Source organism: Herbiconiux moechotypicola, assembly GCF_024979255.1.
In the GTDB taxonomy this organism is placed as follows: domain Bacteria; phylum Actinomycetota; class Actinomycetes; order Actinomycetales; family Microbacteriaceae; genus Herbiconiux; species Herbiconiux moechotypicola.
The window spans coordinates 149,480-175,603 of sequence record NZ_JANLCN010000003.1; the positions used below are offsets into that span (position 1 = coordinate 149,480).

A 26,124-nucleotide genomic window follows, 5' to 3' on the forward strand; every position below is an offset into this window, starting at 1 on the left:
GATTTCTCTCCTCAGAGGGACGTGTGTGTGGTCAGGGTCGGATGGGAAGCGCTCGAGCGGGTCAGTCGCGGGCGATCACGACCTTTCCGATGGCCCGCCCCGACTCGACGATGCGGTGCGCCGCGATCAGCTGCTCGGCATCCAGCGGAGACAGTCGCTCGGTCGCCGTGGTGCGGATGCGCCCCTCGTCGACGAGTTCGGCGACGAGGCTCAGGGTGCGGTGCTGTTCGATCAGATCGGCGCTGTGATGCATCGAGCGGGCGAACATGAACTCCCAGTGCCAGGAGAGCGCTTTGCCTTTCAGCGCTACCACGTCGAGGTGGGCGGGCGTCGATCGCGACGATCTGCCCGAAGGGCTTCGCGATGCGCACGTAGCTCGCCACGGCACCCGGTTTCGCCGAAGCCGAGGTGAAGATCCAGTCGACCCCGTCGGGCGCGGCCTCGAGCACGTGGGCAGCCAGGTCTCCCCCGTGGTCGACGACCGCGTCCGCACCGAGCGATCGCACCCACTGCTGCGACTCCGGGCGCGACGCCGTTCCGATGACGCGCACGCGCGGAGCGAGCACCTTCACCAGCTGGATCATGATCGAGCCCACGCCGCCCGCCGCGCCCACGATGAGCAGCGTTCCCTCGCTGGTCTCCGTGAGATGCAGCTTGTCGAACAGCGCCTCGTAGGCCGTGAGGGTGGTGAGTGGCAGCGCGGCCGCGTCGGCCCAGTCGAGCGAGGCCGGCTTCCGGCCCACGATCCGCTCGTCGACCGCTTGATAATGAGCGTTGGAGCCAGGTCTGTTCAGGGCACCCGCGTAGTACACATGGTCACCGGGCTCGAAGAGCGTGACCGACGAACCGGCCGCCACCACCACACCGGCCGCGTCGTAGCCGAGCACCCGGAATCCTCCCGAGCCCGCGTGCGCACGCTGCTTCACGTCCACGGGGTTCACGCTCACGGCATGCACTTCCACCAGGAGGTCGTGGGGGCCGATCTTCGGCAGAGGAACCTCTCGCTCGACCAGCGCTTCCGCGTCGTCGATCGCTGTGTTCTTCGAGTATCCGATCGCCCGCATGAGTGTGGGGAGGGGCCGTTCCTGGTGCGATTCCGTGGTCATGCCCACATCCTCATCCCGCGCCTCTGGTTACCCACAAGGGCATCTGGTTCCCAATGGGAACCAGTAGAGGAAGTATGCTACGAGCTCAGTCGGAGCCGGGACAGCGGGTGATCGTCGGGGAGCCGGGAGGCAGCACCTCCGAGCCTCTCGCGGAGAGTGAGCGACTCGGCGCGAGGAGCCTTGAGCCCGCGCTCGACCAGGAGCGGCATCACCCGCTCGGCGAACTCGCGGTAGATGTCGGACCCGCCGTAGGTCGGTTCGAGCATGATGCCGTCGATGTCGGTCGCCTCGACCCATTCCGCCAGGTCGTCAACGACCTGTTCGGGGGTTCCGATGAGCTCGAACCCGCGAACACCCTTTCGGCGGTACTGCTCGATGATCTCGCCGACGGCCATCGTGGTGTCGCCGACCCGGTAGCGGTCGATCATGGTCTGGCCGAGCTCGCTCGTGTAGTCGCCGATCGGTCGGGCCGGATCCAACGAGAGGAGGTCGACACCGGTGAGCGCCAGGAAATGCAGGCCGGCGTCGATGCTCAGGTACTCGTCGAGGAGGCGTTCGTGCCTCGCCACAGCCTCGGCGCGCGATGGCGCCGTGATCACCGTGCAGCCGCTCACGATCTTCACGCTGTTCGGGTCACGTCCTTCACGGCGGGCCTGCTCGCGGATGCTCGCGACCACCTCGCGGGTGGCTTCGGGAGTGGTGGCCTGGATGAAGACCCCTTCCGCCACGCGGCCGGCGGTCTTGCGCCCTCGCGCCGAGGCACCCGCCTGGAACAAGTACGGCGTGCGCTGCGGCGACGGCGGCACAGAGAGGTAGCCGGCACTGGAGAAGTGCTCCCCGGCGAAGTCGACGGGGTGGAGCCGGTCGCGCTCGGCATAGACCTTCCGGGCGCGGTCGGCCACGACGGCATCGTCGTCCCAGACCGTCTCCCAGTGGCGCGCGCAGAGCTCCACGAACTCGTCGGCCATCTCGTACCGCTGGTCGTGCCGGATCGGCGAGGCGCCGTAGAGCTTGGAGACCACCCCGTGCTGGGCGCCGGTGACGATGTTCCACGCGATGCGCCCCTTGGTGAGGTGGTCGAGGGTGGCGAAGCGACGGGCGAGTGTGTAGGGCAGCTCGGCCGTCGTCGAGGCGGTGACCACGAAGCCGAGGTCGCGCGTGGCCGCGGCCATCGCCGTGACCAGGGTGATGGGGTCGAGGATGGGGAACTGGATCGAGTGCTCTGCGACCTCGCGGGGCATGTCGCCGTCGCGCTCGGCGTGGCCGAGGGTGTCGGCGAGGAAGAGGAAGTCGAAACCCGCCTCGTCGGCGAGCTTGGCGAGCGATACCCAGTGATCCAGCTCAAGCCAACTGTCGAGCTTGCTGTCCTCGTGCCACCAGGCGGGGGTGCCGTTGCTGAGGAGGAAGCCCTCGAACAGGCCGACGCTGATTTCCTTCACTGCATCCCTTTCTCAGAATGTTTACTTGGTAAACATAGCGAGTCACAGGATCGTAGGCAAGGTCAGCTGTGTGTGGTGAGCACCCGGAACGGCGCGCCGTCAGCACTGCGCCAGGAATGCGGGGTTTGCGCGTCGTAGACCACGGAGTCCCCGGCCTGCAGAAGATGCTCGCCGCCGCCGAGGTGCAGCATCAGGGCACCCTCGATCGCGTAGAGGAACTCGTCACCGTGGTGCACGAGGTGCGACCCTTCGTCGACGTTCGCGCCACTGTACTCGACGAGCAAAGGCAACCGGGGCGATGCGGCAAGCCGACGGGCACTCGCATCGCCGTAGTGGTCGAGCTGCGCACCTTGCCCGCGCACGATGTGCAGACCTCCGGGAGGTACGTCGACCGGCGCCGAATCGGTGAGATCGAGGAGGAATTCTATGGGGTCGGACTCGAGCGCCGTGAGGATGCTCGAGAACGACGTCATGCTCGGCCTCGCCATCCCCCTCTCCACGAGGCTGAGGAAGGGATGCGACAGCCCGGCCTTGGCAGCGAGTTCGGAGAGCGTCATCGATCGCTTCACCCTGAGCATCCGCATGCGGGCGCCCATCGCGACCGCCCGGTCATCAAGCGGAACGGAGTTGCGCTTCGCGCCCGCGGCCACCGATGTCGGATTCTCCTTGCGTGCCATGCACGAAGGCTACCGAACCCCTCAGGAAACACGCCCGTCACGCGACGTTTACATCTCCGCGTTCGTTTACCTGGTAAACATTTGGGCATCACACACCTTGAAAGGACCTGTCATGTCGTTCCGCATCCACCCGGCCGCCGCCCTCGCGCCGGCCCTGCTGCTCACCGCCTGCGCTTCGAGTGCACCCGCCTCCGAGACCACCGGTTCGTCGATCGGCGCCGGAGGTCCGCTGGCGTCGGTCTGCCCCGAGACCGTGGTGATCCAGACGAACTGGAACCCGGAGTCGGAGCACGGGATGCTCTATCAGCTCCTGGGCCCCGATCCCGTCGTGAACGCCGCCGCCAAGTCGGTGAGCGGCCCCCTCACGAGTGGCGGTGAGCCGACAGGGGTCGATGTCGAGATCCGTGCGGGTGGGCCGGCGATCGGATTCCAGCTCGTGTCGTCGCAGATGTACCAGGATCCGTCGATCCTGCTCGGTGTCGTCACGTCCGACGAATCCGTGATGCTGTCCGACGACACGGCCACCACGGCCGTCTTCGCCCCCTTCGAGATCGGCCCCGAGTTCGTGATGTGGGATCCCGAGCGCTACCCTGACGCGACCACGATCGCCGACGTGACGGCAGCGGGCGCGACCGTGCGGTACTTCCCGGGCACGGCCGCCTTCGAGTACTTCATCGCCACAGGCCTGATCCCCGAGAACCAGGCCGACCCCGGCTACGACGGCACCCCTGCAGTGTTCGTCGCCGCCGACGGGGAGATCGCGCAGCAGGGGTACGTGAGCTCTGAACCATATCTCTACGAGCACGAGGTCTCCGCATGGGCGAAGCCGGTGGCGTTCGAACTCCTCTACGACGCCGGGTGGAGGCCCTACACCAACGCCCTCGCCGTCCGAGCCAGCGAGGTGGACACCCAGTCGGCCTGCCTCGACAAACTCGTCCCGATCCTGCAGCAGGCGGAGCTGGACTACTTCGCCGACCCCACGGCCGTTGACCAGCTCGTCGTCGACCTCGTCGAGGAGTACGACACCGGGTGGGTCTACTCCGAGGGGAATGCACGGTACGCGGTCGAGACGATGACCGGGATGGATCTCGTGGGCAACGGTGACGACTCGACTGTCGGAGACTTCGACGAGTCGCGACTCCAGGACTTCATCGACAAGACCGTGCCGGTGTTCGAGGGGCTGGATCTTCAGCCGCTCGAGGGCCTCACGCCGGAGCAGATCGCGACGAACCGCTTCATCGACACGTCGATAGGGTTCTGAGAGCGGGGTCACCGCGATCCCAGCGGTGGGGCGTCGTCGCGGGCGCCCCACCACCCGTGCGGGTCAGCTCGCGGTGGGGCTGAACACGCCGAGGGTGTTGGGGCCACTCGACCACACGAGCTCGTAGTCGATGACGGCGATCCGCCAGAGGCCTTCCGATCGAACGAATCGCCACAGATAGCGGCCCCCGAACATCGAGTCGACCGAGCGCGGGTCGCCTGCACGACCCAGGTGCACTTCGAGGAGGCTCGACGTGCCCTCCGCCTCATCCCCGTCGACCCTCACCGTGAGGTTGGTGAGCAGGTGATAGAGCACGGGAACAGCATCGAGGGTCTCGCCGACCTCACTCAGGATCGACTCCCTCCCCCGAATCGTGCTCCAGGCCGAACGCAACTCCGCGTCCTCCGTCAGCAACGCCGCCATGCCACCCCACCGCTTGTGGTCCCAGTGACCGACGTACTCATCGAGGAGCCGAGTGAGGGCTGACTCGTCTTCGAGCATCGCGAGACGCTGCTCGAGTTCGGCAGCACGCGTTTCATCCATGGAATCTCCTAGAGCAATCAACGTTACTCGCACACGATGTGCTTTCATCTTTATCGACTCTAGCGGGTAGATATCGCCCAAAAATTAACTGGAAGATGCCTGCTCCAACTTTTTTGTCGAGCGTTATGCCCACGCTGGGCTCTCGTGCACGACGGTGTCGAAGGAGTGGAGCTCCCAGGAGCTGATCGCGGGGAAGGCGTGGAGCTGCCGCACGGAGTCGAGGAGCTCTGCGTCGGAACGCGCGCAGAACTCCGCGTGGATCTCGGATCGCCCGAGCACACGGCTCACGTAGTACACGCCGGGCAGCGCCGCGATCGCCTCGGCCAGACGCGTCGTCTCGCCCGTCACCCGCAGGTAGGCCTCGGCCCGAGACACCAGACCGAGTGCAGAGGGCAGCACGTGCACCTGCAGCCGTATGGTCTTCGACTCGAGCAGGCGCAGCGCGCGCTGTCGTGCGGCGGGGGTCGTGAGTCCGGTGATCGCGGCGAGACGGGTGAACGACACCCGCCCGTCGTCGCGGAACGCGTCGATGATCGCGCGGTCCGTCTCGCTGAACGTGGTGGGCGAGTTCACCCCCAGCCAGGGTTCCGACCGCCGGCCCATCGTCTCGGGGAGGAAGACCGCCGTGATCATCTCGACGTCGGCGCGCACGACCCCCGGCCGCTGCTGGATGTTCTGCTCCACGAAAAGGGCAGCCTCGGTCGGATTCGCCGCACTCAGCGTGATGACGAACTGCCCGACCGAACGCAGGGTCACGATCCAGTGCACGTTGCCGAATCCGGCGAGCGCCGTGACGATCGAGTGGAGCGAGTGCTCGACCACCACGGTGGCCTTCACCAGCACGGGGCGCCCGAGGGAGGCGGGGTCGACCAGGCCGAAGACCCGGAGTCTCCCGCTCCCGACGAGCAACGCGATCCGTTGCTGGACTGCGACCCGGGTGGCCCCGACCCGGGTCGCGATGGTGCTCACCGCCGCGCGGGGGTCGTCGCGGAGCACCGCTACGATCGCGAGGTCGAACTCGTCGAGCTCGTCATCGCGGCCGGACTCCGTCGCTCCAGGCGCTCTCGAATCTGTCACGCCTTCAATATAGGTGCACGGGATCAGTTGACCTCGTGGGGGTGCGCACCGATCCGCCCCGCCTCTGCGCGGTCGAGCGCGGCGATCGTCTCGAGCTCGCTGCGGCCGAGCTCGAACCCGCCGAGGTCGAGGTTCTCGCGCATCCGCTCGCGATTGTTCGACTTGGGAATGACGATGTTCCCCACCTGGAGATGCCACTTGAGGATGGCCTGGGGCACCGTCGCACCGTGGGCTCGGGCGATGGCGGCGAGCTCGGGAGAGGCGTTGATCGCACCTTGCCCCAGGGGCCCCCAGGCTTCGGTGGCGATCCCGTGCCGGGCGTGGAACGCCCGTAGCTCCGCCTGCTGGAAGTCGACATGCAACTCGATCTGATTGACCGCGGGCACGATGCTCGTCTCGCCCATCAGCGCCTCCAGGTGGGGCACCAGGAAGTTCGACACCCCGATCGCCCTGGCACGGCCCGACGCCGCGATCGCCTCGAGCCCCTTCCATGCGACCTCGAAGTTGCCGAGCGCGGGCGCCGGCCAGTGGATGAGGTAGAGGTCGACGTAGTCCAGCCCGAGTCGTTCCAGGCTGGCCGCGAAGGCCGCCTCGACATCGGCCTGATCGCTGTTCCAGAGCTTGGTGGTGATGAACAGCTCGTCGCGCGCGGCCACACCCGAGGTGATCACCTCGGCGATCGCCTGACCGACGCCCTGCTCGTTGCCGTAGATCGACGCGGTGTCGATGTGCCGGTATCCGACCTCGATCGCGTCGCGGACGACCCGTGCCGTCTCGTGGGGATCCACCCGGAAGACACCGAATCCCTCCTGGGGGATCTCGACGCCGTTGTTCAGCAGCAGGGTGGGGGTGGTGCTCGTCATGGTTCCAGCCAATCGTTGTTCATTCACAGGTGTCAGTCGTCGCCGAAGAGGATCGCGCTGATCCGGTCTTCGTAGGAGCGGAAGACGGGGTCGCGCATCACGGCCACGGTACGGGGCCGTTCGAGCTCGATCGGAATCACGGAGTGCACCCTGCCGGGCCGGGCCGTCATGACGGCCACGACGTCGGACAGCAGCACCGCCTCGTCGATCGAGTGGGTCACGAGCAGGGTCGTGATGTCGCGCTCGCTCCAGATGCGCATCAGTTCCAGGTTCAGTCGTCGCCTGGTGAGGTCGTCGAGCGCGCCGAACGGTTCGTCCATCAGCAGCACGTTCGGCTCGGTGATCAACGACCTGGCGATGGCGACCCGCTGTTTCATGCCGCCGGAGAGCTGGGCGGGCCTGGCCTTCTCGAAGTCCGTGAGCCCGACGAGCGCGATGACGTCGTCGACCTCGGTCTTCCGGATCGGACGGCCGACGATCTCCAGCGCCAGCTCGATGTTCCCCCGCACCGATCTCCACGGCAGCAGGGACGGGTCTTGGAAGGCGATCGAGATGTGGCGGTTGCGGCGGGCCGCGTCGGGATCCTCACCGTGGACCAGTGCGACTCCGGAGCTGGCCCTCTCGAGGCCACCGAGGATGCGCAGGATGGTCGACTTCCCGCATCCCGACGGCCCGACCAGCGAGATCAGCGAGCCGCGAGGCACCGTGAGGTCGACGTCGTCCAGCGCCGTGATCGTCGAGCGCCCCACGGTGAACGTCTTGCGGAGCTTCTGGAGATCGATCCCCGTGGCGGTCATACCCGGGTCTTCCCCGCGTAGATCTCGTCGAGGATCTCGCGGGTGACGATCGAGTCGACATCGGCGTCGATCCCGAGGGTGTCGAGCACGTCCTGCGTGCCGGCGATGAGGTCGTCCGACATCGTGCAGAGACCGTTGGCCGTGCTCTCCTCTGTCACCACGAAGTCCATCTGGCCCACGAGCGCCGCCATCTGCTCCTCCGGGTTGAGGCCGAGATCCTTTCCGTACCGGTTCACGGTGAGATCGATGGCTTCGTCGAACTGCTCGCCGAACGCGATGTCCTGCCACCCCTGGATCTCGCCCCGGAGGAACGACACCAGTTGTGCTCGTTTCACCTCGTCGTCGAGGGTGGACTTGGTCACCGCATAGGCGGCCGAGATGGGGTTGTACCCGAAGTCCGCGAGTTGAAGGGTCTCGAGGGTCACGTCGGTGGCGAGCTGGAACACCCGGGTCGAGCCGTACCCTTGCACCGCGTCGACCTGCCCTGCGGCGAGCGGGGTGATGTCGAAGCTGCCGGGGACCTCGGTGATCTTCGACCGGTCGACCCCGTTGATCTGCAGGAACGCCGCCCAGTCGCTGTCATTCGAGGCGAAGACGCCGACCGTCATCCCTTCGAGATCCTTCGGGGAGTGCACCGGCTTGTCCGAACGCGAGATGACGGTCAACCCGTACTTCTGCCACAGGCATCCCACGATCTGCAGATCGATGCCGTCGGAGACCAGCATGTTCGCGGCCGACACCACCTTGCTCGACGACACCAGCGCCTGACCCGAGGCGACGAGCTGCTCGGGGTTCGTGTTCGGGCCGCCGGGGAGGAGGGAGACACCGAGGTCCTGCGCCGTCCAGTACCCCTTCGCGTCGGCGATGTAGCTGCCGGCGAATTCGTAGTCCATAGTCCAGGAGAGCTGGTAGGGAAGCGGATCACCAGTCACGCCGGCCATCGAACCGGAGGCCCCCGGCGCACTGCACGCGGCGAGGAACCCGCTGATGCCGAAGGCGCCGGCACCGACGAGCAGGGAACGGCGGGACAGAACAGGGTTGGGGAGGACGAGGGACGATCGCATGATTCTCCTGGGTGAGTGAGGGGGAACAGGGCGGCGGAAGGGTCAGTGAGCGGCGAGCTGGTCGGGGTCGTAGCGAGCCAGGGCGATCGCCTCGACGATCTCGACGGCGACGTAGGCGATCATGGTGAGCAGGGTGGTCGCCGACACGGCCGCCCACAGGGGGGAGAAACCCCCCACGGCCTGCATCGACGTGACCACGAGGTAACCGAGCCCGTCGCCCGTGGCGAGCCACTCCGCCACGAAGGCGCCGAAGAGCGCACCGGGGACGGCCAGCCGGGCGGCGACGAAGAGACCGGCCACCGCGCTCGGGAAGCGCAGCCGGATCATGACGGTCGTGCGTGTCGCATCCAGACTCCGGAACAGGTCGACCGTCGTCGGATGCGGTGAGCGCAACCCTTGCGACACCCACACCAGGGTCGGGAAGAACACGGTGAGGGCGACGATGGCCGTGGTCACCAGGTCACCTCGACCGAAGATCAGGATGAACAGCGGCAGGATCGCGAGGATGGGCACCGTCTGGATGAAGAGCACTGTCGGCAGGCTCGCGCGTTCGATCCGGGGCGCACTGGTGAACACCACGGCGAGGCCGATTCCCACGATCGACCCGACGACGTAGCCGCTCAGCGCGTGCCGCACCGTGACGCCGAGGGCATCGAAGACCACGCGGCGGTGCTCTGCCGAATCCGGCTCGAGAGCCCACCATTCCCACACCCGCCACGGCGTCGGCGTGCCGAAGGAGTCGAGTCCCAGTCCCCGCACGGACAGGTCCCAGATGACCGTGATGACCACGAGCGCCAGGAGCATGAATCCGAGCGTGCTGGCGATGCGCCTGACGGCGGCACCGGCGAAACCGGCCCTCATCATGCGGTGGACCCCGCCATCGGTTCGCTCCACCCGTTCACCTTCCGGTCGGCCAGGCCCACCAGCCAATACAGCACGAGGGTTCCGGCGACCAGCACCACGCAGGTGCCCCAGACGCGGAGGGGCTGCAGATAGGCGAGCGAGTTGACCATGAAGATGCCGAGACCTGAGCTCGCCCCGAGCCACTCGCTCGCGATCGCCCCGAGCACGGCCCCCGGCACGCCGAGCTTGAGCCCCGCGAAAATCTGCGGGAGAGCGCTGCGGAACGCGATCTTGCGAAGCACCATGACCCTGCCCCCGCCGAGCGACCTGACGAGGGAGCGCTGGTCGGCCGTCACCGCGCGGAGTCCTGAGGTGGTGGAGAGCAGGGTCGGAAAGAACACCACGATGGCGACCACGGCCACCCTCGTGCCGTCGAGGCCCACGATGGTTCCGAGGATCGGGGCGATGGCGAGTGTCGGCAGGCAGTAGACGACGAGCGCGAGCTTCGTGACGACCAGTTCGAGCGCCGACGACATCGACAGCACGAAGGCGAGCGCGAGCGCGATGGCCTGCCCGACGACATAACCGATCGCCGCGACGCGGAGGGTGGCGAGCGAGTTGGACAGGTAGAGGTCTCTGTCCTCCCAGAGCCCGGCCACGATCTGCGAGGGTTCGGCCATCACATAGGGATCGATCACTCCCGCGCGACTGGCCACCTCCCACGCCACGATCAGGCCGACCACGAGCGCGCCGACGACGAACCGATCCCTGGTTCCCGCTGCCATCATGACGAGCTCCTCTCGACAACTAAATTAAGTTCGTATTTATTTGCTCAACAGAATCTACATCTTGATTAGGGCTTTGCTCGCCAAATAGTTATTTTTATGCTCGCTTGCGACACATATTTACACGAGTGTCATCTGTGTAACAGGCCCGAAACACGGCGATGTCGTCAGCGAGAGCGCCCGCGACGGAGGATGCGCATCAGATCGGCCACGAAGGCCGCCTTATCGCCCTCGACCACCACATCGGTGTCGGGCACGGGCTCGATCTCGAACGCCGGAAGCGAGCCGTCGGGCAGCCGCATGAGCCGGGCCCGCGCACCGTACCCGTCGGACAGCACGTTGACCGGTCCGCGCTCCACCGCGCGGATCCACCCCGGCTCGAGCGCGAGGGCCACGGCGAAGCCGTCGTGGGCCGGCGAGATGCGTCGCCCCCAGGTGTGCCGGTAGAAGTCGTTGTACTGCTGGAGCACCGTGGCACTGAAGTGGCTCCACGCGCTCCCGCTGGACCTCAGATCCGCCCAGAAGCCCTCGTCGAGGATCGCCTGGATGGTCACGTTGACACCCACCGACAACATCGAGACGCGAGGCGCCGCAAACACTGCGCGCGCGGCCACGGGATCGTTCGACACGTTGGAGTCGGCCGTCAATTCGGAGCCGGGTGGGCCGAACGGACCCGATCCTCCCATCACCATCACGGATCGATAGCGGGTGAGGATGAGCGGGTCGAGCTGCAACGCGAGCCCCAGGTTGGTGAGCGGGCCGAGCGCGAAGAGGTGGTGCTGCCGGGGCTCCGCGCGGCCGATCTCCACGATCAACTCGGCGGAGCTCAGCTCGGAGAGCCGGAGCGGCCGCGCCGGCTCTGGCCAGAGTCCACCCAGTCCGTCGATGCCGTGCACCGGCGCCGCGAGCTCGGCCGTCCCCTCCAGGGGTCCGCTCGCGCCTCGCGCCGTCGGTGTCTCGCCGAGCCCCGCGAGGTCGAGCACCCGGGCGATGTTGAGCAGGGCGGAGTCGACATCGGTGTTGCCATAGACACTGGTCACCGCGCGCAGCTCCACGTCGTCGCGCCCGGCCAGATAGAGCAGGGCCATCGCGTCGTCGATCCCCGGATCCGTGTCCACGACGACGCTCCGTATCTCTCGACTCATGCGCCGCTCCTCCACTCACCCACACGGATGACGGTGCGCCCGCTGTGGGTTCCGCCGAGGAGGGTGCCCACGAGCTCCTCGAGCTCGCCCAGTTCCGCGTCGCGCGACCACGCCCCGATGTTCCGGGGCCGGAGGTCGCCGGCGAGGCGCTCCCACAGCTCTCGTCTCCGCGCCAGTCCCAGCTCCACACTGTCGATGCCCCGCAGGGTCACCCCACGCAGGATGAACGGCATGACGGTGGTGGGCACCTCGACACCCCCCGTGAGCCCACTCGCGGCGACCACGGCGCCGTACGCAGATGTGCTGAGCACGTGGGCGAGGGTGCGGCCGCCCACCGAGTCGACGGCACCGGCCCAGGTGGAGGCGCCGAGCGCGCGGATCGCCGCCCCCGGATCCTCGGGCAGCCGCCCGATCACCCGGGCCGCGCCGAGCGAGGCGAGGAGTTCCGTCGCCGCTTCTTTGCCCGTCGACGCCACGACCTCGTAGCCGAGACCGGCGAGGAGGTCGACGCTGACGACGCCCACGCCCCCGCTCGCTCCGGTGACGAGCACCGGCCCGTCGTCAGGGCGGATCCCCGCCTCGAGCAGGGCCTCGACACTCAGCGCCGCCGTGAAGCCCGCGGTGCCGATCGCCATCGCGTCGCGATCGCTCAGTCCACCGCGATGCATGAGGAACTCTGCCGGAACCCGCGCGTATTCGGCGAATCCGCCGTCGATCCCCGTACCGAGGGTGTATCCATGGGCGAGAACCGGCGCGCCCACGGGGAACTCCGGATCCGACGACTCGACCACCTCGCCGGCGAGATCGATTCCCGGCACGATCGGATAGCGCCGCACCACCTTGCCACCGGTCAGGGCGAGGGCATCCTTGAAGTTGAGGCTGGACCAGGTCACCCGCACGAGCACACCGGTGCCCTCGAGCATCCCAGCCGCCCGCTCGGTCAGCTGCCAGGTCACGGCGCCCGATTCCTCCCGGCGCGCCTCGACGGCGGTGTACGTGGTGTTCAAGATCGTCCTCTCCGATCGGTGGGCAGCTCGCGCCAGCGCGCGACGGTCTGCCAGGGCAGTGCGGTGTGGATCACGTCGTCGACGAGCAGTCCGGCTTCCACCGCGACCGCGATTCCCGCGATGAAGGCGGCCGCGTCCCGCCCCGACGCCCAGGCGCCGAGGAGAACGCGGGTGCGCCGGTCGTTGACGAGCTCGATCCACCCCGAGTCCCCTCGCTCCGCACGCACCGAGTCCGTCGGGCGCGCAGCCTCGAGCTCGGCGGACGCGTCGAAGCCCGAGCCGACCGCCGCGATCTCGAACCGGCTCGAACCGTCGTCGATCGCGGCGGCGCACGCCACCGGTCCGCTCCATACGGTCCGCTCCCCTGAGAGTGTCGCGATCGCCGCGCGCGCCTGCGCTACCGCCCGTTGCGGCGTGGCGACACCCGGCACGACGTCGCCGATCGCCGCGATCCGCGGGGCGGCGAGCAGCGTCTCGTCCACGACCACGCCTCCGTCGGCGTCGACGGTCACCCCGGCTCGTTCTAATCCGAGGCCCGTGGTGCCGGGCCGGCGGCGCACGTCGATGCACTTGGTGGCCTCGACCGCCCCCCTGGCCCCGGCATCCCGATCGCGCACGAGGACTCGGTCACCCAGCCAGTCCCAGAGCGCTCGCTCGGCCGCCCGCGGAAACTCGCGGACGAGCAGGGCTGTCACGTCGCCGAGCACCAGTGTCGACCCCGCCCTCAGCAGCTGCGCGATCGCGTGCAAGGCGGGCATCCCGGTGCCCCGGACCTCGACTGCCTCTCCCCTGTCGCACTCAGCGTCGGTGTACGCCGTGTTCTGCTCCCCGTGCGTTCCGGTAGCGACCACACAGCTGTCGAACTCGACGATCAGACTGGGCAGATCAGCGCGCTGCACCCGCAGCGCACTCGACGACAGGAAGGCGCCCCGACCGCGCACCACGTCGATCCCGAGCTCCGTCAGCTCCGGTTCTCCGAACCGGTGATCCGGTGCGGGGGCCCACTCCGCGAGCGCTCCGCCGAGCACGCCGTCGGTCACGAGCGTCACCTCGCGGCCTGCGGCCCGAGCGGCGGTCGCCGCCGCCACCCCGCCCGGGCCTGCTCCGATCACGACGAGATCGCGAGGCTCCGGCATCTCTCCGACCACCATCAGCCGGCCAGCAATCGGATGGGATCGGCGATCAGGCGCTCGATCTGGGAGCAGAACACACTCAACTCGGCGCCGTCGATGAGCCTGTGGTCTGCTGAGATCGACAGCGCGACGGTCTTGCGCACGGCCGGCACCCCGTCGACCGCCACCACCGCGTCGGCGATCGGCCCGAATCCAGCGATGGCGACCTGCGGCGGCACGACCAGGGGCGTGCCGTACCGTCCTCCGAACTGCCCGTAGTTCGACACCGTGAACGTGGCTCCGGTGGTCTCCGCCGCGGTGAGCCTGCCCGCTCGCGCCCGGCCGGCGACGTCGTCGATCGCCTCCGCGAGAGCCGCCAGCGTCAATGAAGCGGCGTCGTGCACCACCGCGACGGTGAGGCCGTCGGGAACCGCCACCGCGATGCCCAGACCCACCGCGGAGTGGTGGCGCACCATGCCGGCGTCGAGATCGAGAGAGGCGTTGAACCTCGGATGCGCGCGGAGCGCCGACAGCGCCGCCGCGGCGAACAAGGCGGTGTATGAGACACGGGCTCCGCCTCGCTCCTCCTGCAACGACCGTCGCGCCCGCACGAGTCCTTCCGCGTCGGCGTCGCGCAGGTCGGTGATGAGCGGAACCTCGCTCCACGCCCTGTGGAGCGCCGACGCGATGCCGCGTCGCATGCGGCTGAGCGGTTCGACACGGTCCGCATGCCCCGCACCGGGCGGCGACGGTTCGACAGCTGCTGTGGCCGGTATCGCGACTGGTGCCGCGGCCGGGCGCGACGACGTGCCGCGGCCCGCCAGGAAGGCCTCGAGGTCGGCCGCGAGCACGCGACCACCCGGCCCGGTCGCGGGCACCTCCGAGAGGTCCGCCCCGTGCTGCGCCGCCCGCCGGCGCACGGTGGGGGCAGCAGGAACCCGGCCCGCACCGTCACGACTCGGCCGGGCGACCCGATCGCCGCCCACCTCCACCGCTCGCGCATCCGCCGTCTCGAGCACCGCCAGCACCGTTCCCACCTCGACGGTGTCACCCTCGGGCGCTCCGTGGCTCACGAGGACACCGTCGACCGGACTGGGGATCTCGACCGTCGACTTCGCGGTCTCGATCTCCACCATCGGCTCCATCCGCACGAGCACACCGCCTTCGGGCACGAGCCAGCGCACGATGGCCGCCTCGGCCAGGCCCTCGCCCACGTCGGGAAGGCGGAACTCCGCGGCGCTCACTCGGCGACTCCGACGGTGCGGCGCACGGCCCGCTTGACCCGATCGACGTCGGGGAGGAAGAACTCCTCGACACCAGGGACCGGGTAGGGCGTGTCGGGTGCCGTCACCCGCACGATCGGCGCCTCGAGGTCGTAGAACGCCTCCTCCTGCACCGTCGACACCACCTCGGCACCGAACCCCGACGTGAGCGGCGCTTCGTGCACCACGACGCAACGGCCTGTGGCGACGACCGCCTCGACGAGTCCCTCGACGTCGAGCGGCACGATCGAGCGCAGGTCGACCACGGCGGCGCTGATCCCCTCGGCCTCGAGTTCTCGGGCCGCTCGCTCGCAGAGTTGCACGGCCGAGCTCCACGCCACCAAGGTCACGTGGGTGCCCTGGCGTGCCAGGCGGATGTGACCCAGATCTACCAGGTGCTCCCCGTCGGGAACCTCGCCCTTCACGAGCCGATATCCCTTGAGGGGTTCCAGCACCATCACCGGGTCGTCGTCGCGGATGGCGGCGAGCAACAGCCCCTTCGCGTCGCCGGGGGTCGCGGGCGCGACCACCTTCAGGCCGGGAGTGTGCGCGTAAAGCGCCTCCAGCGCATCCGAATGCATCTCGGGTGTGCGCACACCCCCGCCGAACGGGGCGCGGATGGTGAGCGCGGGCGCGAATCGCCCCTGCGAGCGGTAGCGATAGCGAGCCACCTGCTGGGTGATCTGGTGGAACGCCTGCGCTCCGAACCCCAGGAACTGGAGTTCGGCGACCGGTCGGAGCCCGGAGAGGGCGAGGCCCAACGCGGCCCCGACGATCGCGCCCTCGGCGATCGGCATGTCGACCACCCGGTCACCCCCGAACTCGTCGATCAGCCCGGCGGTGGCACGGAAGACGCCTCCGAGCCGGCCCACGTCCTCGCCCAGCACCATCACGGTCTCGTCTCGGCGCATCTCGTGGGCCAGCGCCGAGCGCACCGCCTCGAGGATCGTCATCGTGGTCATTCCCGGCCTCCACTCAGCTGCTCGCGACGCTGACGCTCGAGGCGGGCGGGCGGATTCTTGTAGACGTGGTCGAACACCCCGTCGGCACCCGGTTCCGGCTGTGCCAGGGCCCAGTCGAGGGCCGCGTCGAGCCGAGCCCGCACGGAGGCGGTGTACTCACGCTCGCGCTCGTCGTTCCAGGCGCCCTCCGCGCGCAACACACCCTCCAGTCGCTCGATGGGGTCGTCGCGTTCCCGCTCCGCGTGCTCGTCGGGGTCGCGATACCTGCTCGGGTCGTCATTGGTGTTGTGTGCCCCGGCGCGATAGGTGAGGCACTCGACGAGGGTGGCGCCGCCGCCCGATCGTGCGCGCTCGACCGCGTCGAGAACGGCCTCGTGCACGGCGTCGAGGTCGTTGCCGTCGACGGTGCGGCCGGCGATGCCGAAACCGGATGCGCGGTCGGCGATCCGCGATGCCCGCGTCTGCCGAGAGGTGGGGGTCGAGATCGCCCACCCGTTGTTCTGCACCACGACGACCACGGGGGCGCCGGTCACGCCTGCGAGGTTGCACGCCTCGAAGAAGTCGCCCTCGCTCGACCCGCCGTCCCCGACGAAGGCGAGCACCACGCCCGGCTTCTTCTGCAGGGCGAGACCCCAGGCCAGGCCCACCGCGTGCGGAAGCTGTGCAGCGAGCGACACCTGGTTGCAGAGCGCGTTCACGCCCGTCGGCACGGTGAAGCCGGCGGGCAGGTAGCGGTACAGGAGGAAAAGGAGTTCCAGCGGCACCCCGTGATGGACGAGGGCCGGGAGCTCACGGTACTGGGGCACCATCCAGTCGACGGCGGGATCGAGCGCCATCGCCGCTCCGACCAGGGTGGCCTCCTGTCCGCGCGCCTCACCGAAGGTGCCGAACACGCCCTGGCGTTGCAGCCCCACGGCGTAACGGTCCACCGCGCGCGAGAGCTTCATGAGTTCCAGCGCGGAGCGACGCTCTGCGGGATCCAGGGTCATCGGTCGCCGTAGGGGGCGTCTCGGGCGTCGAGGAACGCGCCCATGCCGTGGTCGCCGAGGGTCTTCATGATCGCGTCCTTCTCGGTCACGCCCCGCGAGTCGAGCAGGTAGGTGTCGATCCAGCGGTGCGCCGACTGGGCCGAGTGGAATCCCTGGATGTCCATGGTGAGGCGCACGGCCCGTTTCGCGAGGGTGAGCGCATAGCCGGGGGCGTTCGCGATGCGGCGAGCGATCCGGGCGGCCTCGCTCGCCAGATCCGCGTCGTCGACCACCCAGTTCACGAGCCCGAGCTCCTTGGCCCGCGCGGCGGAGATGCGGTCTCCGGTGAGGTAGAGCTCGTTGAAGCCCTTGAAGCTCGTGAGCCAGGGCAGCAGGAGTAACGGCGAGAGCGCACCGTGCCGGATCTCCGGTTCCCCGAAGGAGGCGCTGGCCGCCGCGATCGTGAGGTCGGAGGCCAGGGCCACGTTGCAGCCGCCGGCGAGTGCGAACCCGTTCACCGCGGTGATGACCGGCTTCGCCGCGTACCACAGCCTCGAGATGGCGTCGGCGTTGCCCCGGGTGTGCGCATCCCACTCGATCGAGTCGGCGGGCAGCCCGTCGGCCTCGAGGTCGATCCCGGTGCAGAAGGCCTTCGTGCCGCTCCCGGTGAGCACGATCACCTTCACGGTCTCGTCGCGCTCGGCCCGGTCGATGGCCGCCGTCAGTTCCCGGAACGTCTGCTGGCGGAGAGCGTTCAGCTTCGCCGGCCGGTTGATCGTGATGGTCGCGACGAGATCGTCGACGTCGTACAGCAGATCATGATCGCTCATGGAGTCACTGCTCGAAGCGGCTGATGGTGGCGATCTGGCGCCCCTCGCCGAGGGTGCGGTAGCAGGTGGCGAAGAGCTCCTCGTGCCGTTCGTCGATCGACGCGAAGAGGTTGCCGCGCACGTCGAGCTCCGTCATGCGTCGCAGCTCCCCCTCTCCGTACCAGATCGCGATCTCGGCGGCTTCTTTCGGGTTGCCCTCCAGGTTCACCTTGTGGGCGATGTTGCCCGCGTTCCGGCCGGGCTGGAGGTAGTAGTAGATGAACTGACCGGGCTTGGGATGCACGGTGTGGTTCTCCAGGGCGAGGTCGACGGCGGGGCAGTAGAGATAGAACTCGTAGCCCGAGAACACCGAGTGGTTCGTCGGCCCGGTGAGCGGCTCTTCGAGGAAGTCCCACACCGTCTGACAGGTGACGGGTGCCTCGTCCCAGTGCATCCGTACCGTGAAGTCGGCGCCGATCGCCGGGATGGTGAGCCTGAGGTCCTTGGTCATGAGCGTCCTTTCGTGTCTGTGTCTATGTCGGTGTCGTGTCTGTGTGTGCGGCGCGGGCGGTCACGCCAGGGTCGCCAGGGCGAGCTCCACCATGGTGCCGACCGCGCGCTCGCGCTCGGTCGCGCTCATCGACGGGCCGCCCAGGGTGTGGTCGGCGACCGTGCCGATCGTGAGGGTCTGCACCCTCTCGCGCAGTCCGATGGCGTAGAGGCCGGCGGCCTCCATCTCCACGGCGAGGGTGCCCAGACCCCTGAGGTACTCGATGAACCCCGTGCGAGGCGAGTAGAAGAAGTCGGTGGAGAAGACCGGGCCCACGTGCACCTGCCCGTCGACGACGGAGGCGGCGCTCATGGCGCGGGCGAGCAGCTGGGGCGACGGTGCGTGGCTGAGAGCGATCCCGTGCTCCTCGAGCGAGCGCAGACCCGAGTCGGTGTGCGCCGACGAGGCGATCACCACGTCTCCGACCGCGACCTCGGCCGGGATCCCGCCGACGGTCCCCACCCGCACCACCCGGCGCACTCCGTACTCACGAACGAGCTCGGTCACATAGATCGAGAGCGAGGGTATGCCCATCCCCGAGGCGATCACCGACAGCGGGCGGCCGTCCACGGTGCCGGTGTATCCGAGGATGCCCCGCACATCGGTGACGAGCCGCGCGCCGGTGAGGTAGGTCTCCGCGATCAGCTGCGCGCGCCGCGGGTCGCCGGGCAGGAGCACGTCGGGGGCGAAGTCGCCCGGTTCGGCGGAGATGTGGGCTGTGGGCATGTCAGATTCCTTTTCCGTAGGAGTCGCCGACCGCGGCCGGCGGGGTGACCTTCCCCGCGAAGCCGCAGACGGCGATCACCGTGACGACGTAGGGGATGGTGAGCAGCAGCTGCTGCGGCACGGCTGTGAGGCCGAGCGTGCTCAGCGTCTGCTGGATGCTGTTCGCGAAGGCGAACAACAGTGCGGCGGAGAGCACGCCGAGGGGCTTCCACCGCCCGAAGATGAGGGCGGCGAGTGCTATGTAGCCCTGCCCCGCCGTCATGTCCTGCGTGAACGCGCCCACCGACCCGATGGTGAAGAAGGCCCCACCGAATCCGGCGAGCAGACCCGACAGCAGCACGTTGCGCCAGCGCACACGGGTCACGTTGATGCCCATCGTGTCGGCCGCCAGCGGATGCTCCCCCACGGCGCGCACGCGCAGGCCCCAGCTCGTGCGTGTGAGCGCCACCGCGATCACGGCGACGGCGAGGTACATGGCATAGACGATCAGCGACTGGTCGAAGAGCACCGGGCCGATCACCGGGATGTCCGACAGCACGGGGATCGACAGATCCGGCAGCCGCTCCGGGGTGTTCCACACCGCGCCGTCGGGCACGAGCACCTGGTTGTAGACGAAGGTGGTGACGCCGGAGATGAGCACGTTGATCACCACACCCACCACGATCTGGTTGACGAGGTAGTCGATCGAGAACGATGCCAGGATCACCCCGGTGAGCACACCCGCGGCTGCGGCGGCGGCGAGGCCGACGAAGACGTTGCCGGTGAGACTGGTCGCCACCGCCGCCGAGAACGCGCCCGCAAGCAGCTGCCCCTCGATCGCGATGTTGATCACGCCCGACTTCTCGGCCAGCAGTCCCGACAGGCCGCCGAACACCAGCGGCACAGAGAGCAGCAGGGTGCCCGAGAGCAGGCCCACCACGGGGATCGTCTGCCCGGCGCCGGCGGCGACGAGGAAGGCGACCACACCCGACGCGATCACCGCGGCGAGAGGGAGGCGGCCGACCGGCCTGTGCCGGAGGACTCGAACGCAGGTCCAGGCGGCGCTCGCCGCGAACAGCACCGTCATGACCCAGCCGGCCGCGAGCGTGGGCACCTGCATGGGAGGCAGCTGCCACGCCTCGGTGCCACCGGCGAGCGTGAACACGGTGACCGCCTGCGGCCGCTGGGACGTGGTCAGGGCGACCAGCAGCGCGACCAGCACGACGAGAACCGAGACCGCGATCCACGCCTTCGCGCGCCCGGCCGCGGACACGGAGGCGCGCAGCGCCGACCTCGCGTGGTCACGGACGATGTCGATTCCGTCGGTCATCGGCTCAGCTCCACCTTCTGCAGGGGCGTGATCGCGCGCCGTTCACTGCGGCGGAGACCGAAGATCTTGGTGATCAGGGCGGGCGCGCAGAGGAACAGCACGATCAGCGCCTGGATCACGAGCACGATGTCGATCGAGAGCCCGGTGTAGGCCTGCATGTTCACTCCGCCGGCGCGGAGGGCGCCGAAGAAGAGAGCCCCCACCAGCACGCCCACCGGGTGCGATCGGCCGAGCAGCGCCACCATGATGGCGTCGCTCCCGATCGATCCGGCGATGCCCAGTTTGAGGAAGTGCTCGTCGCCGGCGAGGTGGATCGAGCCGGCGAGCCCGATCACTGCCCCGGAGAGCGCCATGCCCATCGTCCACACCACAGCGGGCCGCATGCCGGCTGTGCGGGCGGCGAAGGGGTTCGATCCCACGGCGGCCAGCTGGAAGCCGATCGTCGATCGCTGGAAGGTCCACCACACCAGCACCGTCATCCCGATGGCCACGACGATGCCGGCGGTCGTGCGCGTGCCAGCACCGAAGAGAGGGCCGAGCGATGCACTGGCGTCGAGGGCCGGCGACATCGGCGCGTTCGTGCCCGGCCGTTGGAACGCGGGCAGCGTGAGCAGGTAGGCGAGCACCAGGTAGGCGATCTGGTTGAACATGATGGTGAGGATGACCTCGTGGGCACCGGTCTTGGCCTTCAGCAGGCCCACGATGCCACCCCAGATCGCTCCCGCGGCGACGCCGGCGAGCAGGGTGAGCACGAGGTGGATCCCGGGTGGCAGATGGAGCATGAAGCCCACCATCGAACTCGCGACGGCGGCCATGATGATCTGACCCTGGGCACCGACGTTGAACAGGCCCGCCCGGAACGAGATGCTGAGTCCGAGGCCCGCGATCGCCAGGGGTGTCGCCCAGGCCAGCGTCTCGGTGAGGGGGCGGAAGAACCCGGCGGCATCCGGCGCGGTGGGGTCGACGACGGCGCCGGTGAACATCGCCGCGTACGCGCTGCCGATGGTCTGGCCCGCCGCGGCGAAGAAGTCGCCGGGCCGTCCGAAGACGTACGCCAGTGACGCCATCGCGTCGGCGTCGGTGAGCACCATGAGCACCGTTCCGAGGGCCATCGCGAGCACCACGGCGAGCACTGTCACCACCACCGAACGATCGGTGAAGGCCCGCAACAGCGCGTCCGCCCAGCGTCCGAGCCGCCCTGCGGTCGTTCTGGTCGTCATCGGGCACTCCCTACGGCTTCGGCGGCGGGGATGCCCGCCATCATGAGCCCGATCACGTCGCGCGGAGTCTCCGGCGGCACCACGCCGACGATTTCCCCCCGGTACATCACGACGATGCGGTCGGCGAGGTTGTAGACCTCGTCGAGCTCGGTCGACACGATGACCACCGCGGCCCCCGCATCCCGTTCGGCCACGATCCGGGCGTGCACGAACTCGATCGAGCCCACGTCGAGTCCACGGGTGGGCTGCGAGGCGATGAACAGGGCGAGCGGGCGGGCGAGCTCGCGCGCGAGCACGATCTTCTGCTGGTTCCCGCCCGAGAGTGTTCCGGCAAGAGCCGTCGGGCCCGGTGCGCGGATGTCGAACTCGGCGATCGCGGCCTCGCCGTTCTCCCGGATCGCCGCGCGGTGCATCGCGATCCCCGAGGTGAACGGCCCGCCGCTCAGGCGGTCGAGAACGAGATTGTGCTCGATCGTGAACGAACCGATGATGCCGTTCGCCTTGCGATCCTCGGGGACGAACCCCACCCCCGCAGCGAGGATGTCCTTGACCGCCTTGCCCGCGACTTCGGCGCCGTCGACGGTCACGGATCCGCTCGACACGGGCCGCAGGCCCACCAGGGCTTCGACGAACTCGGTCTGCCCGTTGCCCTCCACACCGGCGATCGCCGTGATCTCGCCGCCGCGGAAGGCGATCGAGATGTCGTCGACCGCGACCGCACCGTCGCTGCCGACGACCGTGAGGCCCGAGACGACCGTGCTCGATCGCCAGTCCCTACGAGGCGGCGACTTCGTGATCGTGAGGGAGACCGAGCGGCCGACCATCATGGCCGCCAACTCCGACTCGGTGCTGCCGAGGGGCGCCTCACCCACCACACGACCGTGGCGGATGACCGAGATCCGATCGGCGATCGCCCGCACCTCCCTGAGCTTGTGGGAGATGAACACGATCGCCTTCCCCTCCGCACTCAACTGCCGCAGGATCGCGATGAGCTCATCGGTCTCCTGAGGGGTGAGCACGGCGGTCGGCTCGTCGAAGATCAGAACCTGCGCGTCGCGGGCGAGCGCCTTGACGATCTCCACCCGCTGCTGGACCCCGACGGGCAGCTCGGAGACGAGCGCGTCGGGATCCAGCTGGAATCCGAACCGTTCCGACACCGCGACCACGTGCCGGCGTGCGGCGGCGTAGTCCAGGAGCCGGGCCGAGGTCTTCGGCTCGTCGCCGAGCATGACGTTCTCGGCGACGGTGAAGACCGGGATGAGCATGAAGTGCTGGTGCACCATGCCGATCCCGCGCTCCATCGCCGCCCGCGGGCTCTCGAACACCACCGGCTCGTCGTCGACGAGGATGCGGCCGGCATCGGGCTGATGGAGCCCGTAGATGATGTTCATCAGGGTCGACTTACCGGCCCCGTTCTCGCCGAGGATGCAGTGGATCTCGCCCGGGTTGATCGTGAGCGAGATGTGGTCGTTCGCGACCACGTCCCCGAACGTCTTGGTGACCTCGTCCAGCAGGATTCTCATGAGGCGGTGGCTCAGGCCTTCGGGATGCTCGGGGAGTCGATCACGATGGTCCCGTCGGAGATCTGGGTCGCGAGCTCGTCCAACGTCGCCTGGAGGTCGGTCGGGATCGCGGACTCGAAGTCGTGGAAGGGTGCGAGCCCCACCCCGTCGTTCGCGAGAGTTCCCACGTACGGGTCGCTGCTGAAGCCGCCGTCCTGCTGCTCCTGGATCACCGAGAAGACGCCGCTGTCGATGCGCTTCATGACGGAGGTGAGGAAGAGGTCCTTGTACTCGGGAACCGTCTCGTAGCCGTCGGTGTCGACCCAGATGGCCTTCACGTCCTTCCCGGCGGCGTTGGCGTCGCGGATGGCGGCCAGCGTTCCGGTTCCGGCGCCACCGGCGACCGGCATGATGATGTCGACACCCTGGTCGATCATGCGGCTGGAGAGCTGCTTGGCGAGGTTGGTGTCGTTCCAGTCCCCCGTCGCCGAGCCGTTCTGGGCCGCCTTGTCCCAGCCGACGACTTCGACCGAGGTCGCGTTGTCGTCGTTGTACTTCGCCACGCCATCGGCGAAGCCGTCCATGAACAGCGTCACGGTGGGGATGAGCTGGCCGCCGTAGGTGCCGACCTTGCCGGTCGTCGTCATGCCCGCGGCGAGGTAGCCGGCGAGGTAGCTGGCATCGGCCGTGTTGAAGAGGATGGGCTTCACGTTGGGCAGGTCGCCGGGGGGCTGGTCGTCGATGGTCATGAAGTGGGTGTCGGGGTTGGCCGTGGCCTCCTGCACCGTGATGTCCTGCATGTCGTAGCCCATCGTGGCGATGATGTCGCAGTCCTGTCGCACGAGGCTCTGCAGGTTGGGCAGGTACTGGGAGGTGTCCTTCGACTCGGCCACCTTCACCTCGACCCCGAGCTCCGACTCCGCCTTCGTGAAGCCGTTCCACGACGACTCGTTGAAGCTCTTGTCCTTGATGCCGGACTCGCCCGAGTCCATGCAGGCGAGCACGTCGCTCGCGGCCGCGGCACCCGAGCCGGAGGCCTCGGACGGGGGCGTGGCGCAGCCGGCCAGAACGATCCCTGCTGCGGCGAGTGCCAGCGCGGCGGCACCATAGCTGACGTGATTTCTCATCGGATTCTCCTTGGGTCTCTCGGTGGGTGGGGTGGTGCGGGTGGTGCGGTCATGCGCCCTGGACGCCGCGCTCGAAGTGGCGGTGCACCTCGCCGACCAGCGCTGTGCGGGTGTCGTCGTCGAGGAAGGCGGAGCGGAAGGAGTTCTCGGCCAGCACCCGGAGTGTGGCCAGGTCGTAGCGCGGGTCGTCGTGCAGCGCGATCATGTTGTCGCCGACGTACCCGCCGAAGTACGCGGGATCATCGGAGTTGACCGACACCAGCAGCCCAGCGTCGAGCATCCGGCCGAGCGGATGCTGCGCGATGCTGTCGACGCCGCGCAGACGCACGTTCGACAGCGGGCAGACGGTGAGCGGCACCCGCTCCTCGGCCAGTCTCGCGACGAGCGCCGGGTCTTCCAGCGCGCGGACCCCGTGGTCGATGCGCTCCGCTCCCAGGGCGTCGAGTGCCTCCACGACGTAGGCCGGCGGCCCTTCCTCGCCCGCGTGGGCGACGCGGCGCAGGCCGAAGAGCGCCGCGGCGGCGAAGACGTCGTGGAAGGCGGCCGGCGGGTGGCCGGCTTCTGCCGAGTCCAGCCCGACGCCGACGATCCGGTCGAGGTAGGGCTCCGCCTCCCGCAGGGTCTCCGCGGCCGCCTCGGCGCCCAGATCGCGCAGGAAGCACAGGATCAGCGAACTCGTCAGGCCGTGGGTCTCCACGCTGCGCGAGACCGCGCTCCAGAGGCCGTCCATGACCACCGACATCGGGACGCCTCTCCCGGTGTGCGACTGCGGGTCGAAGAAGAGCTCGACGTGCCGCACACCTTGCGCGGCCGCGCGGTCGAAGTAGGCGGTCACGATGTCGGCGAAGTCGGCGACGGTCGTGAGCACCGCGGTCACCTGGTAGTAGACGTCGAGGAACGACTGGAGGTCGTCGAAGCGGTACGCGTCCTTCAAGGCCTCGGCGGTCGCCCAGGGCAGCGTCACCGCGTTGCGTTCGGCGAGCGCGAACGCGTGCTCGGGCTCGATGGTGCCCTCGATGTGCACGTGCAGCTCGGCCTTCGGGATGGCCCGCACGAAGGCTGCAGTCGCGGCGTCGGTCATGACTCGAGCGGCACGACGGATCCCTCGAGGATCGTCATCGCGTACCAGTAGTGATATCCGCGCCCCGCCTGGATCGGCCCGAGCTCCGCCAGCTCCTCGTACTCCGACTCGCCGAACTCGAGCTCGGCGTCGCCCGAGTAGGCACTCCCGACCTCGACATCGCGGAGCGTCAGCGTGGAGAGTTCCAGCACGGGCGACTCGGCCGGCGCGAGGGTGGGGAACATCCGCAGGTAGAGGTGCGGGATGGTCGCCGGCGGCGGCACGAACCCCTCGGGCTCTGCGGTGTCGAGCTTCACTGACGCGGTCGCCAGTCGGCGGTTCATGCTGTTGACGTGGGCGTGGAGCGTGTGCCCGGGCTGACGCTGAGGCCCGCCTCGACCCAGCTCCACCGGGCGAGAGATGTAGGCCGCTCCGAGCTTCTTGGGAAAGCCCTGCACGAGCCCACGGATCTGCGAGAGCTCGGTGCTCACCCACGAGAAGGCGAGGAAGCCGACCTTCTTCTCCCCCATCATCGCGTGGATGAGCAGGTAGGCCTCGTCGTGCTGGCCCCGGGCCGGATCGGCCTTCATCCTCGGATCGGCGTCGGCACCGGCGCTCCAGCGGCCGAATCCGAAGCTCGCACCGCCCTCGGCCGTGGGCACCAGGCCTGTGGGGAGGTAGCGGGCGAGTCGTTCGCGATCGGCCGTGAAGTCGACGACCAGCATCTCGGCCGAGTAGTCCCACGGCGGCGGGGGGAACAGCGAGGTGCGCCCGGAGGGCGACAGCGGCAGGGTGAAGCCGCGGAGTCCGGTTGCGGAGAGCGCCGGATCGTCGTCGTACTCGACGTGCGCGGGAGTCTCGGTAGTCACAGCGGTATTCCATCTCTCTCACGAAATTAAGTGCGAGATGG

Annotated in this window: 26 protein-coding genes and 1 pseudogene; 1 reads left to right on the forward strand and 26 read right to left on the reverse strand. The window is 68.7% G+C overall.

The window, feature by feature from the left end:
* Positions 1–61: 61 nt before the first annotated feature.
* The 4 genes and pseudogenes from N1031_RS05805 to N1031_RS05820 all read right to left on the reverse strand — a co-directional run bounded on the left by N1031_RS05805 (position 62) and on the right by N1031_RS05820 (position 3,222).
* Positions 62–268: a zinc-binding dehydrogenase gene (locus N1031_RS05805; protein WP_259478930.1), complete on the reverse strand. Its 207-nt coding sequence runs from the start codon at positions 266–268 to the stop codon at positions 62–64.
* A 118-nt stretch (positions 269–386) separates the two neighbouring features.
* A pseudogene (locus N1031_RS05810) lies at positions 387–1,106 on the reverse strand (alcohol dehydrogenase catalytic domain-containing protein); the annotation flags it as partial.
* A gap of 77 nt (positions 1,107–1,183) precedes the next feature.
* Positions 1,184–2,545, reverse strand: a complete 1,362-nt coding sequence (locus N1031_RS05815) for an NtaA/DmoA family FMN-dependent monooxygenase (protein ID WP_259478660.1) — start codon at positions 2,543–2,545, stop codon at positions 1,184–1,186.
* A 62-nt stretch (positions 2,546–2,607) separates the two neighbouring features.
* A complete protein-coding gene (locus N1031_RS05820; RefSeq protein ID WP_259478661.1) occupies positions 2,608–3,222 on the reverse strand; it encodes a cupin domain-containing protein in 615 nt (204 codons plus the stop codon).
* Between the two features lie 112 nt (positions 3,223–3,334).
* Here N1031_RS05820 and N1031_RS05825 point away from each other — a divergent pair, with 112 nt between their 5' ends.
* On the forward strand, positions 3,335–4,483 hold the full coding sequence (locus N1031_RS05825; protein ID WP_259478662.1) for an ABC transporter substrate-binding protein: 1,149 nt from the start codon (positions 3,335–3,337) through the stop codon (positions 4,481–4,483).
* A 63-nt stretch (positions 4,484–4,546) separates the two neighbouring features.
* On the opposite strand, the gene N1031_RS05830 is transcribed toward N1031_RS05825, so the two are convergent.
* The 22 genes from N1031_RS05830 to N1031_RS05935 form a co-directional block, all read right to left on the reverse strand.
* The gene (locus tag N1031_RS05830; RefSeq protein ID WP_259478663.1) at positions 4,547–5,026 is read right to left on the reverse strand and encodes a nuclear transport factor 2 family protein; all 480 of its coding nucleotides are present in this window, start codon (positions 5,024–5,026) and stop codon (positions 4,547–4,549) included.
* A gap of 123 nt (positions 5,027–5,149) precedes the next feature.
* The gene (locus tag N1031_RS05835; protein WP_259478664.1) at positions 5,150–6,103 is read right to left on the reverse strand and encodes an Lrp/AsnC family transcriptional regulator; all 954 of its coding nucleotides are present in this window, start codon (positions 6,101–6,103) and stop codon (positions 5,150–5,152) included.
* A 23-nt stretch (positions 6,104–6,126) separates the two neighbouring features.
* A complete protein-coding gene (locus tag N1031_RS05840) occupies positions 6,127–6,966 on the reverse strand; it encodes an aldo/keto reductase (RefSeq protein WP_259478665.1) in 840 nt (279 codons plus the stop codon).
* A 32-nt stretch (positions 6,967–6,998) separates the two neighbouring features.
* On the reverse strand, positions 6,999–7,763 hold the full coding sequence (locus N1031_RS05845; protein WP_259478666.1) for an ABC transporter ATP-binding protein: 765 nt from the start codon (positions 7,761–7,763) through the stop codon (positions 6,999–7,001).
* A complete protein-coding gene (locus tag N1031_RS05850) occupies positions 7,760–8,827 on the reverse strand; it encodes an ABC transporter substrate-binding protein (RefSeq protein ID WP_259478667.1) in 1,068 nt (355 codons plus the stop codon). The genes N1031_RS05845 and N1031_RS05850 overlap by 4 nt, the downstream gene beginning before the upstream one ends.
* Positions 8,828–8,869: 42 nt before the next feature.
* Entirely contained in the window at positions 8,870–9,721 is an 852-nt protein-coding gene (locus N1031_RS05855; RefSeq protein WP_259478668.1) for an ABC transporter permease, read from the reverse strand.
* Entirely contained in the window at positions 9,688–10,458 is a 771-nt protein-coding gene (locus tag N1031_RS05860; RefSeq protein ID WP_259478669.1) for an ABC transporter permease, read from the reverse strand. Before N1031_RS05860 ends, N1031_RS05855 begins: the two co-directional genes overlap by 34 nt.
* Before the next feature lie 164 nt (positions 10,459–10,622).
* Entirely contained in the window at positions 10,623–11,600 is a 978-nt protein-coding gene (locus N1031_RS05865; protein WP_259478670.1) for a nucleoside hydrolase, read from the reverse strand.
* Positions 11,597–12,607 (reverse strand): acrylyl-CoA reductase family protein, encoded by a 1,011-nt coding sequence (locus tag N1031_RS05870; RefSeq protein WP_259478671.1) that lies wholly within the window; start codon positions 12,605–12,607, stop codon positions 11,597–11,599. The genes N1031_RS05865 and N1031_RS05870 overlap by 4 nt, the downstream gene beginning before the upstream one ends.
* Complete coding sequence (locus N1031_RS05875; RefSeq protein WP_259478672.1) at positions 12,604–13,743, reverse strand: FAD-dependent oxidoreductase; 1,140 nt, start codon at positions 13,741–13,743, stop codon at positions 12,604–12,606. The genes N1031_RS05870 and N1031_RS05875 overlap by 4 nt, the downstream gene beginning before the upstream one ends.
* A gap of 14 nt (positions 13,744–13,757) precedes the next feature.
* The gene (locus N1031_RS05880; protein ID WP_259478673.1) at positions 13,758–14,963 is read right to left on the reverse strand and encodes a dihydrolipoamide acetyltransferase family protein; all 1,206 of its coding nucleotides are present in this window, start codon (positions 14,961–14,963) and stop codon (positions 13,758–13,760) included.
* Entirely contained in the window at positions 14,960–15,943 is a 984-nt protein-coding gene (locus tag N1031_RS05885) for an alpha-ketoacid dehydrogenase subunit beta (protein WP_259478674.1), read from the reverse strand. The genes N1031_RS05880 and N1031_RS05885 overlap by 4 nt, the downstream gene beginning before the upstream one ends.
* On the reverse strand, positions 15,940–16,932 hold the full coding sequence (locus tag N1031_RS05890) for a thiamine pyrophosphate-dependent enzyme (protein ID WP_259478675.1): 993 nt from the start codon (positions 16,930–16,932) through the stop codon (positions 15,940–15,942). The genes N1031_RS05885 and N1031_RS05890 overlap by 4 nt, the downstream gene beginning before the upstream one ends.
* Positions 16,929–17,741: an enoyl-CoA hydratase/isomerase family protein gene (locus N1031_RS05895; protein WP_259478676.1), complete on the reverse strand. Its 813-nt coding sequence runs from the start codon at positions 17,739–17,741 to the stop codon at positions 16,929–16,931. The genes N1031_RS05890 and N1031_RS05895 overlap by 4 nt, the downstream gene beginning before the upstream one ends.
* Before the next feature lie 4 nt (positions 17,742–17,745).
* Positions 17,746–18,231 (reverse strand): DUF3830 family protein, encoded by a 486-nt coding sequence (locus N1031_RS05900; RefSeq protein WP_259478677.1) that lies wholly within the window; start codon positions 18,229–18,231, stop codon positions 17,746–17,748.
* 60 nt (positions 18,232–18,291) lie between these two features.
* Complete coding sequence (locus tag N1031_RS05905; RefSeq protein WP_259478678.1) at positions 18,292–18,996, reverse strand: purine-nucleoside phosphorylase; 705 nt, start codon at positions 18,994–18,996, stop codon at positions 18,292–18,294.
* A 1-nt stretch (position 18,997) separates the two neighbouring features.
* Positions 18,998–20,305: an ABC transporter permease gene (locus N1031_RS05910; protein ID WP_259478679.1), complete on the reverse strand. Its 1,308-nt coding sequence runs from the start codon at positions 20,303–20,305 to the stop codon at positions 18,998–19,000.
* Positions 20,302–21,525, reverse strand: coding sequence for an ABC transporter permease (locus tag N1031_RS05915; protein WP_259478680.1), 1,224 nt, complete (start codon positions 21,523–21,525; stop codon positions 20,302–20,304). Before N1031_RS05915 ends, N1031_RS05910 begins: the two co-directional genes overlap by 4 nt.
* Positions 21,522–23,048, reverse strand: coding sequence for an ABC transporter ATP-binding protein (locus tag N1031_RS05920; protein WP_259478681.1), 1,527 nt, complete (start codon positions 23,046–23,048; stop codon positions 21,522–21,524). The genes N1031_RS05915 and N1031_RS05920 overlap by 4 nt, the downstream gene beginning before the upstream one ends.
* Before the next feature lie 11 nt (positions 23,049–23,059).
* Positions 23,060–24,154, reverse strand: a complete 1,095-nt coding sequence (locus N1031_RS05925) for a BMP family lipoprotein (RefSeq protein WP_259478682.1) — start codon at positions 24,152–24,154, stop codon at positions 23,060–23,062.
* A gap of 49 nt (positions 24,155–24,203) precedes the next feature.
* Positions 24,204–25,235 carry an adenosine deaminase gene (locus tag N1031_RS05930; protein WP_259478683.1) on the reverse strand — a complete coding sequence of 344 codons (1,032 nt, stop codon included), beginning with the start codon at positions 25,233–25,235 and terminating at the stop codon, positions 24,204–24,206.
* The gene (locus N1031_RS05935) at positions 25,232–26,083 is read right to left on the reverse strand and encodes an acetoacetate decarboxylase family protein (RefSeq protein ID WP_259478684.1); all 852 of its coding nucleotides are present in this window, start codon (positions 26,081–26,083) and stop codon (positions 25,232–25,234) included. Before N1031_RS05935 ends, N1031_RS05930 begins: the two co-directional genes overlap by 4 nt.
* Positions 26,084–26,124 lie beyond the last annotated feature (41 nt).

Excerpts from the sequence above, each read along its gene's own strand:
- N1031_RS05805 (WP_259478930.1), bottom strand. The coding sequence starts at position 268 with ATGTTCGCCCGCTCGATGCATCACAGCGCCGATCTGATCGAACAGCAC.
- N1031_RS05820 (WP_259478661.1), bottom strand. The coding sequence starts at position 3,222 with ATGGCACGCAAGGAGAATCCGACATCGGTGGCCGCGGGCGCGAAGCGC.
- N1031_RS05825 (WP_259478662.1), top strand. The coding sequence starts at position 3,335 with ATGTCGTTCCGCATCCACCCGGCCGCCGCCCTCGCGCCGGCCCTGCTG.
- N1031_RS05830 (WP_259478663.1), bottom strand. The coding sequence starts at position 5,026 with ATGGATGAAACGCGTGCTGCCGAACTCGAGCAGCGTCTCGCGATGCTC.
- N1031_RS05840 (WP_259478665.1), bottom strand. The coding sequence starts at position 6,966 with ATGACGAGCACCACCCCCACCCTGCTGCTGAACAACGGCGTCGAGATC.
- N1031_RS05845 (WP_259478666.1), bottom strand. The coding sequence starts at position 7,763 with ATGACCGCCACGGGGATCGATCTCCAGAAGCTCCGCAAGACGTTCACC.
- N1031_RS05850 (WP_259478667.1), bottom strand. The coding sequence starts at position 8,827 with ATGCGATCGTCCCTCGTCCTCCCCAACCCTGTTCTGTCCCGCCGTTCC.
- N1031_RS05860 (WP_259478669.1), bottom strand. The coding sequence starts at position 10,458 with ATGATGGCAGCGGGAACCAGGGATCGGTTCGTCGTCGGCGCGCTCGTG.
- N1031_RS05865 (WP_259478670.1), bottom strand. The coding sequence starts at position 11,600 with ATGAGTCGAGAGATACGGAGCGTCGTCGTGGACACGGATCCGGGGATC.
- N1031_RS05875 (WP_259478672.1), bottom strand. The coding sequence starts at position 13,743 with ATGCCGGAGCCTCGCGATCTCGTCGTGATCGGAGCAGGCCCGGGCGGG.
- N1031_RS05885 (WP_259478674.1), bottom strand. The coding sequence starts at position 15,943 with ATGACCACGATGACGATCCTCGAGGCGGTGCGCTCGGCGCTGGCCCAC.
- N1031_RS05890 (WP_259478675.1), bottom strand. The coding sequence starts at position 16,932 with ATGACCCTGGATCCCGCAGAGCGTCGCTCCGCGCTGGAACTCATGAAG.
- N1031_RS05895 (WP_259478676.1), bottom strand. The coding sequence starts at position 17,741 with ATGAGCGATCATGATCTGCTGTACGACGTCGACGATCTCGTCGCGACC.
- N1031_RS05900 (WP_259478677.1), bottom strand. The coding sequence starts at position 18,231 with ATGACCAAGGACCTCAGGCTCACCATCCCGGCGATCGGCGCCGACTTC.
- N1031_RS05905 (WP_259478678.1), bottom strand. The coding sequence starts at position 18,996 with ATGCCCACAGCCCACATCTCCGCCGAACCGGGCGACTTCGCCCCCGAC.
- N1031_RS05910 (WP_259478679.1), bottom strand. The coding sequence starts at position 20,305 with ATGACCGACGGAATCGACATCGTCCGTGACCACGCGAGGTCGGCGCTG.
- N1031_RS05915 (WP_259478680.1), bottom strand. The coding sequence starts at position 21,525 with ATGACGACCAGAACGACCGCAGGGCGGCTCGGACGCTGGGCGGACGCG.
- N1031_RS05920 (WP_259478681.1), bottom strand. The coding sequence starts at position 23,048 with ATGAGAATCCTGCTGGACGAGGTCACCAAGACGTTCGGGGACGTGGTC.
- N1031_RS05925 (WP_259478682.1), bottom strand. The coding sequence starts at position 24,154 with ATGAGAAATCACGTCAGCTATGGTGCCGCCGCGCTGGCACTCGCCGCA.
- N1031_RS05930 (WP_259478683.1), bottom strand. The coding sequence starts at position 25,235 with ATGACCGACGCCGCGACTGCAGCCTTCGTGCGGGCCATCCCGAAGGCC.